This is a genomic window from Variovorax endophyticus, assembly GCF_025376855.1.
In the GTDB taxonomy this organism is placed as follows: Bacteria; Pseudomonadota; Gammaproteobacteria; order Burkholderiales; family Burkholderiaceae_C; genus Variovorax.
Window position 1 is genome coordinate 111618 of the sequence record NZ_JAHUTH010000028.1, and the last position, 7672, is coordinate 119289.

A 7672-nucleotide genomic window follows, 5' to 3' on the forward strand; every position below is an offset into this window, starting at 1 on the left:
CGCTACATCCCCAGGTAGGCGCGGCGCACGTCGGGGTTGGCGCGGATCTCTGCGGCCGGTCCCGAGAGGATCACGCGCCCGGTCTGCAGCACGTAGGCCCGGTCGGCGATCTCGAGGCTCTCGACCAGCCGCTGCTCGACCAGCAGCACGGTCACGCCGCTGTCGCGGATGGTCCGGACCGCGCGGAAGATCTCGTCGACGAGCTTGGGCATGATGCCCTGCGAGGGCTCGTCGAGCATCAGCAGCCGGGGCCGCGTCATCAGCGCGCGGCCGATCGCGAGCATCTGCTGCTCGCCGCCCGACAGCGTTTCGGCGCGCTGCGACAGGCGCTCCTTCAGGCGCGGGAACAGGTCGAAGACCTGCTGCAGCGGCGACTCGCGGTCCGCCTTCGCGCGGTGCAGGTAGCTGCCCAGGCGCAGGTTGTCCGCAACCGACAGCCGCGGGAACAGCCGCCGGTTCTCGGGCACGTAGGCCAGGCCCTTCGCGGGCACCAGGTGCGCGGCGAGGTCGTCGAGCCGCGTGCCATCGAAAGACACCGTGCCCGCGTTCGGCTTCTCCATGCGGGCGATGGACTTCAGCAGCGTCGACTTCCCCGCGCCGTTGGCACCCGCGACGACGACGATCTCGCCCTCGGAGACGCCGAGCGAGATGTCCGAGATCGCGATCAGCCCGTTGTAGGCGGTGGTGAGGTGGTTGACTTCAAGCAGCACGGTGGCTATCTCCGAGGTAGGCGGCGATGACCGCGGGATCGCGCACGACCTCGCCGGGCGTCCCCTGGCTCAGGATCCGCCCGAGGTTGAGGACCACGGCGCGGTCCACGAGCGGCATCACGATCTCCATCACGTGCTCGACCATGATCACGGTGATGCCGCGGTCGCGGATGCGGCGGATGAGCTCCACGCCCAGGCGCGCCTCGCTGGGCGTCAGGCCGGTCATCACCTCGTCGAGCAGCAGCAGCCTGGGCTCGGTGACCAGGGCGCGCGCGACCTCGAGCCGGCGCCGCTCGGGCGGCGTGAGCTCGCCGGCCGACACCGCGGCGCGGTGCTCGAGGCCCGTGAACGCCAGCGCATCCAGCGCGGCGGCGCGCGCGGCACGCGCCCGGGCATGGCGCGTGAAGGCACCCACCACCACGTTGTCGAGCACGCTCATCGAGTCGAAGGAGCGCGGCACCTGGAAGGTCCGCCCGATGCCCAGCGCGCAGCGGCGCGGCGCATCGAGGCGCGTCACGTCCTGGCCGTCGAACACGATGCGCCCCTCGACCGGCGAGGTGGCGCCCGCGATCAGGTTGAACAGCGTGGACTTGCCCGCGCCGTTGGGGCCGATCAGCCCGAGGATCTCGCCGCGCTTCACGTCGAGCGTGACCTCCGCGTTCGCGACCAGGCCGCCGAACTTCTGCCAGATGTTCGACAGCCGCAGGATCGGCAATGCGCTGTCCGTCATGCGTTCCTCCGTCGCTCGAGGCGGCCGCGCACGTAGCCGACGATGCCTTCCGAGCGCCAGATCGCGATCGCCATCACCAGCGCGCCGTAGATGATCAGGTCCAGGCCCGAGCCCGAGCCGCCCATGTAGCTGCGCGTCAGCTCCGTGAGCGGGATCAGGATGGCCGCGCCGACCAGCGGGCCCCACAGCGTTCCGATGCCGCCGAGCACGGTCGGCAGCACGATCAGCAGCGAGAACCTGAAGTGCATCACGCTGTCGGGATCGATGTAGGCCACGAAGGCCGCGTAGAAGCTGCCGCCGATCGCGGTGAGGAAGGCCGACAGCGCCGCGGCCGCCGTCTTCGAGCGGAAGACCGTGACGCCGAGGCTCTCGGCCGCCTGCGTGTTGTCCTTGACGGCACGCCACCAGTAGCCCCACTTCGATCCCTCGACCACGAAGGTGATGACCCAGGTCAGCGCGAACAGCGCCAGCACGCAGTAGAAGTACGGCAGCTTGTTGCGCGCGAACTGCAGCGTGGCCAGGCTGTCGGGCCCGATCGGCCACTGGATGCCCATGGCACCGCCGACGAAGTCCCAGTTGTGCACCAGCAGCAGCGCGATCTCGGCGATGACCAGCGTCGCGATCGAGAAGTAGTGGCCCTTGAGGCCGAAGCACATCCAGCCCAGCGCCATCGCCAGCAGCGCGGCGAGGATGCCGCCCGCCAGCATGCCGCCCCAGGGCAGCACGCCGTAGTGCACGTAGAGCACGCTGGTCGCATAGGCCCCGACGCCGAAGTACAGCGCGTGCCCGAGCGACACCTGGCCGCAGTAGCCGCCGAGGATGTTCCAGCTCTGCGAGAGCGCGGCATACATCAGCGTGAGGATCAGCACGTTCTGCAGGTAGCTGCTGCCCACCAGGGCGGGCAGGCAGGCGATGGCCGCGGTCACGAGCACGCCGTCGCGCAGCTGGCGCCGTCGTCGCGCCGCGTAGCCGTCCGCCGCCGTCGTGCCGTCGGCCGGCAAGGTCGCTGTGGTCATGTCAGGATTTCCCGATGAGTCCGCTGGGGCGCAGCAGCACCACCAGCAGGTAGAGCGAATAGACGCCCACGGATTTGAGGGAGGGTGGAAGCACCAGCGTGGTGACGGCCTCGACGAGGCCCACGATCACGCCGCCGGCCAGCGCGCCGAAGACGCTGCCGAAGCCACCGAGCGCCACAACCACGTAGGCGATGGCGCTGAACGCGCCGCCGACCTGCGGATGGATGTAGTAGAAGTTGGCCAGCATCGCGCCCGCGATGCCCACCAATGCGAGGCCCAGCCCCCAGCCGAGCGCGAAGATGCGGCTGCGATCGATGCCGACCAGCGCAACCGCGCCCTGGTCCTCGCGCGTCGCCTCGATGGCGCGGCCGAAGTCGGTCCTCGACATCAGCAGGTAGAGCCCGCCGAAGGCGACCAGCGAGACCGCGGCACCCGCGACCTGGGGCAGCGGCAGGAAGACGCTGCCGATCTCCAGCGTCCTGTTGGTCAGCCAGGCACCGGAGATCTGTCGATAGTCCGGCGTCAGGAAGTACTGCGCCAGTCCCTGCATCAGCGTTCCCAGGCCGAAGGTCGCGAAGATCTGGACCATGCCGATGTTCGCCTTGGCGCGCATCGCATGGCGCACGATGCCGATGTAGACCAGCGCCCCGACGATGAACAGCACGCCCGCGACCAGCGGCGCGGCGAGCAGCGGGTCCAGGTGGATGAACACCGCCAGACCGAAGGTCAGGTACATGCCCATCATCAGGAACTCGCCGTGCGCGAAGTTCACGACGTCCATCAGGCCGAAGATCAGCGAGAGCCCGACGGCGATGAGGGCATACATGAGCCCCATCAGCAGGCCGCTGGCCAGGACTTGCGCAAGCGCTTGAGCGTTCATGGCGTGACCGATCGGCTCAGCCGTTCATGGGCCAGACGGCCTGTCCCATGGCCACGGCCGTCGGGAAGATGCTCACGAAATCCTTGCCGCGGTACTGCTGCAGCACCACGTCGGCGAAGGTGTTCTGGCCGCTGGCGTCGAACTTCACGCGCGACCACGGCATGATCGTGCGCTCCCCGGGGATGTCGGTGGCGGCGAGCGCGGCGCGCAGCTTCTCGCCCTCGAGCGAGCCGGCGCGCTCGATCGCATCGGCCAGCACGATGAGGCCCATGAACTCGCGCGAGGTCTGGTCGTTCAGGTCGCGGCCCGAACGCTCCTTGAACATCTGGTTCACCAGGCCGATCGAGGGCCGCCGGCCGGCGGTGTCGAGCGCGAAGGCGGCGCGCGTGATCATGCCCTGCAGCCGGTCGCCGACCGCGTCGAGCACCGACTTCTCCACGTAGCCGGCCGCCTGCGCGACGATGCTGCGCGGCTTGTAGCCCAGCTGCGTGGATGCGTTCGTCAGCAGCATCGCGTCTGTCGTGTAGCACGAGGGCATGAGCACGTCGGGGTTGGCGCTCTTGAGCTGCTGCACTTCCGCCGACAGCGAGGGCGAGTTGGCGCGGTACTTGATGTCGGCCACCACCTTGTAGCCGCGCTGGCCCGCCAGCTTGCGCTGGATGTTCGAGGAGTCGGTGCCGAAGATCGTGTCCTCGTAGAACAGCGCGATCGTCTGGATCGACTTGCCCTGCTTGCGCTGGTGGTCGAGGAAATCGAACATCGCCTCGGAGAACATCTCGTCGTGCGGCGAGGGCCGGAAGAAGAACTTGAGGTTGCGGCGATGCAGGCTCGGCGAGGTCGAATCCGCGCAGAGGTAGGGCACGCCGTAGCGCTCGCACACGGTGCTGACCGTCGCGGACACGGAGGAATGGAAGGCACCGACGATGGCCACCGCCTTCTCCTGCGTGATCAGGCGCTCGGCTTCGGCGCGGCCCTTCTGCGGATCGACCTGGTGGTCGGCGAACACGAGCCGGATCCTGCGGCCGCCGAGGCTCTTGATGCCGGCGTTCTCCGCGCCGGGCAGGTCGATCTTCTGCACCTCGTTGATGATCTGCTGCGCCGTCTCCATCGCGTGCTTGGCATCGACGCCCGCCTGGGCACTGGGGCCGCTCATCGGATAGATGGCGCCGATCACGATGTCCTCGCCGGCCGCGAAGGCCGTGGGCGCGCCGGACACCGCCAGGGCAGCCATGCTGCCCAGCTGCAAAACAAGGTCTCTGCGATTCATCTTCGGGTCCTCAATCGTTGGTGTGAAAAAACGGGTGATGGCTGCTTCGGGCAAGGCGGGGCCCGGCCGCGCGCGGCCAGCCGCCCGCATCGCCTTGGCGCAGCGATGCAAGGTCAGTAAGTCGGTGGGGAGGCCGCTCGCGCGGCGCGCTTCAGATCACGGCGAGATGGCTGTTGCGGATGTCCGTCATCACCATGTGGCCGGTCTTGTGGGTGATTGCCAGCGGCGGGCGCGCCGAGCGGATGGCCTGCTGCGGCGTGACGCCGCAGGCCCAGAACACCGGGAGTTCCCCAGCACGCACTTCGGCCGATCCGCCGTACTCCGGCCTGGCGAGGTCGCGGATGCCGATCAGCGAGGGATCGCCGATGTGCACGGGCGCGCCGTGCACGCTCGGGAAGCGCGACGTGATCTGGATGGCGCGGATGGCATCGGCGGCCTTCATCGGCCGCATGCTGACGACCATGGTCCCGCCGAAGCGGCCCGAAGGCTGGTTCGGGATCTGCGTTGCATAGACCGGCACCATCGTGCCCTGCTCCTGGTGCCGCAGCGGCACGCCGGCCTCGCTCAATGCTTCTTCGAAGGACAGCGAACATCCGATGACGAAGCCCACCAGGTCCTCGCGCCAGAGCTCGCGCAGGTTCGCGGCCTCGCCCACCAGCTCGCCATCGCGGAACACGCAGTAGGCCGAGCAATCGCTCATGAGGTCGACGTCGCCCAGTTCCGGCACGCGCGTCGAGCCGGGCTGGGTCACGCCGATCACCGGGCAGGACTTCGGATTGAGGCGCGCGAAGTTCAGGAACTCCGCGGCGTAGTCCGCCGGCAGGATGGCCACGTTGCCCTGCGTGAAGCCCGGGCATTGGCCGCCGGTCTGTTGGGTGAATCGACCTTCACGAATCTCGCGACGGAAGGCCTGGGGCGAGGTCCAGATGGTCATGGCGTTTGTCTTTCGAAGAACATGACGCAAATGTATTTAGAGCTTCGGTTCGCGTCCAACGAGTATTTGTAGATAATTTGTTCAAAAATATTGAACAACTCCGCACCGCGCCTGTGCGCGTTCGAAGCCTGATCGGTGCACCCCGCACCAACAACGTCATGAACATCAAGTTCGTCGAGTCCTTCATCCTGCTGGCCCGCATGGGCAACGTGCGCCGCGTCGCGGACCATCTGAACACCACGCCCGGCGCCATCTCGATGCGATTGCAGTCGCTCGAGGAGAGCCTGGGCATCCAGCTGTTCGACCGCGAGAAGAAATCGCTGCGCCTGAGCGCCGAGGGCGTGCGCCTGATGCCCTATGCCGAGAGCCTGGTGCAGGCATTGCGGAAGTTCGAGAGCGCGGCCAATGCCGACGACATGGGCCTGGGCCGCGTGCGGCTGGGCATCAACGAGACGGTGGTTCACACCGTGCTGCCCGAGCTCATCAAGACCATCGCCGCCAGCTTTCCGCGCCTGGAGGTGGACCTCACGGTGGACCTGACCTCGCACCTCGCGGACCAGCTGCTGCAGCGCGACACCGACCTCATCATCCGCGTGGTGGGAGAGAACGACGACCCATCCGCGGTGAGCCGGCACCTCATGGAGATACCGATGCAGTGGATCGCGCGCCGCGGGCTGATCTCAGCGCGCGATCCCCTGCGCAGGGTGCTGGGCACGCAGATCCTGACCGTCATGCGGGGCAGCATTCCTTACATCGATGCCGTGCGCATGGTGCAGCAGCTGTGCGACCAGCAGGGCCTCGCGGCGAGCGACCTGCGCATCACGGGATCGCCCTCGATGGCCGGGCTGGTCGCGCTCGCGCGCGAAGGCATCGGCGTGGCCATCATGCCGGCGGTGCTGGTGCGCGAGCACATCGAGCGCGGCGAACTGGTCGAGCTCGCGCGGCTGCCGCCGCCGCCGCCGTTCCGCATCGCCACCTGCCATCTGCGCAACGCGCCGGCCGTGGTCTCGCAGGTCTCGGAGCTGATCCATCGCACCTGCAAGGCCTATTGCCGCCGGCAGGGAAGCACCTGGGTGAAGTACCTCGGCTGATTTTTGTTCAAGTATTTTGCTGCGTCGCACAAGACGGTGTTTGGCCACGCGAAATGGCGGCTTGTGGAACCGCAAATTGCGCGGCGCGGGCGCGGTGGGCATCCTTCATGGCGAACTCACTGGCGAAACCATGACACTGCCCCAACGCTCCTTCCTCTTCGTGCCCGCGAACCGTCCCGACCGCTTCGACAAGGCGCTGGCCTGCGGCGCCGATGCCGTCGTCATCGACCTCGAGGACGCGGTGCCTCCCGAGAACAAGACCGAGGCGCGCCATTCCGTGGCCGCCTGGCTGGCCGCCCACCATCGCGTGATCATCCGCATCAACGCGGCCGACACGCCCTGGTTCAAGGACGACCTGGCGCTGGCCCGGCTGCCGGGCGTGGCCGGCATCATGCTGCCCAAGACGGAGCGCATCGACGAGGTGTTCAGCGTGTCGTGCATCGGCGCGGGCACGGCGGTGTTTCCGATGATCGAGACCGCGGCCGGGCTCCACAACGTCCACACCATCGCGCGGGCGCAGGGCGTGCAGCGGCTGGTGTTCGGCTCGATCGACTTCCAGCTCGACCTGGGCATCTCGGGCGACGAGCTCGAGCTGTTGCCCTACCGCGCGCAACTGGTGATGGCCTCACGCCTGGCCCGGCTGGGCGCGCCGATCGACGGCGTCAGCACCTCGATCGACGACCAGGCCGCGCTCACGGCCGACACGCTGCGTTCGCGGCGGCTCGGCTTCGGCGCCAAGCTGTGCATCCATCCGAAGCAGGTGGGCGCGGTGAACGCGGCCTTCTGCGCCACCGCCGAGGAACTCGCCTGGGCGCGCCGCGTGCTCGAGGCGGCCGCGCGTTCGGCGGGTGCCGCCGTCGCGGTGGACGGCAAGATGGTGGACCGCCCCGTCATGATGCGTGCCCAGGCGATCGTGCAGGAAGCCGGCGAACGCGCATTGAAGCTGGCCGGCACGGCGGGAGCGCAGGCATGAAGGCCTTCGTCGCGGTCAAGCGGGTCGTCGACTACAACGTGAAGGTGCGCGTCAAGAGCGACGGCACGGGC

8 protein-coding genes and 1 pseudogene are annotated in these 7672 nt (G+C 68.3%); 3 read left to right on the forward strand and 6 right to left on the reverse strand.

The features are described 5' to 3' along the window. Positions 1–2: 2 nt before the first annotated feature. From KV106_RS30255 to KV106_RS30280, 6 genes are all read right to left on the reverse strand, one after another. The gene (locus KV106_RS30255; protein WP_261214707.1) at positions 3–710 is read right to left on the reverse strand and encodes an ABC transporter ATP-binding protein; all 708 of its coding nucleotides are present in this window, start codon (positions 708–710) and stop codon (positions 3–5) included. Beyond that, positions 700–1440: an ABC transporter ATP-binding protein gene (locus tag KV106_RS30260; protein ID WP_261214709.1), complete on the reverse strand. Its 741-nt coding sequence runs from the start codon at positions 1438–1440 to the stop codon at positions 700–702. The genes KV106_RS30255 and KV106_RS30260 overlap by 11 nt, the downstream gene beginning before the upstream one ends. Then, the gene (locus tag KV106_RS30265) at positions 1437–2456 is read right to left on the reverse strand and encodes a branched-chain amino acid ABC transporter permease (RefSeq protein WP_261214711.1); all 1020 of its coding nucleotides are present in this window, start codon (positions 2454–2456) and stop codon (positions 1437–1439) included. The genes KV106_RS30260 and KV106_RS30265 overlap by 4 nt, the downstream gene beginning before the upstream one ends. Position 2457: 1 nt before the next feature. Then, positions 2458–3336 (reverse strand): branched-chain amino acid ABC transporter permease, encoded by an 879-nt coding sequence (locus tag KV106_RS30270; RefSeq protein ID WP_261214713.1) that lies wholly within the window; start codon positions 3334–3336, stop codon positions 2458–2460. A gap of 16 nt (positions 3337–3352) precedes the next feature. Continuing rightward, on the reverse strand, positions 3353–4603 hold the full coding sequence (locus KV106_RS30275) for an ABC transporter substrate-binding protein (protein WP_261214714.1): 1251 nt from the start codon (positions 4601–4603) through the stop codon (positions 3353–3355). Positions 4604–4754: 151 nt separating this feature from the next. Beyond that, on the reverse strand, positions 4755–5537 hold the full coding sequence (locus KV106_RS30280) for a putative hydro-lyase (protein ID WP_261214715.1): 783 nt from the start codon (positions 5535–5537) through the stop codon (positions 4755–4757). A 158-nt stretch (positions 5538–5695) separates the two neighbouring features. Here KV106_RS30280 and KV106_RS30285 point away from each other — a divergent pair, with 158 nt between their 5' ends. The 3 genes and pseudogenes from KV106_RS30285 to KV106_RS30295 form a co-directional block, all read left to right on the forward strand. After that, a complete protein-coding gene (locus tag KV106_RS30285; RefSeq protein WP_261214716.1) occupies positions 5696–6628 on the forward strand; it encodes a LysR family transcriptional regulator in 933 nt (310 codons plus the stop codon). Between the two features lie 130 nt (positions 6629–6758). Next, entirely contained in the window at positions 6759–7601 is an 843-nt protein-coding gene (locus tag KV106_RS30290; protein WP_261214717.1) for an HpcH/HpaI aldolase/citrate lyase family protein, read from the forward strand. Then, positions 7598–7672: pseudogene (locus KV106_RS30295) on the forward strand (electron transfer flavoprotein subunit beta/FixA family protein); the annotation flags it as partial. The gene KV106_RS30290 and the pseudogene KV106_RS30295, both read left to right, overlap by 4 nt.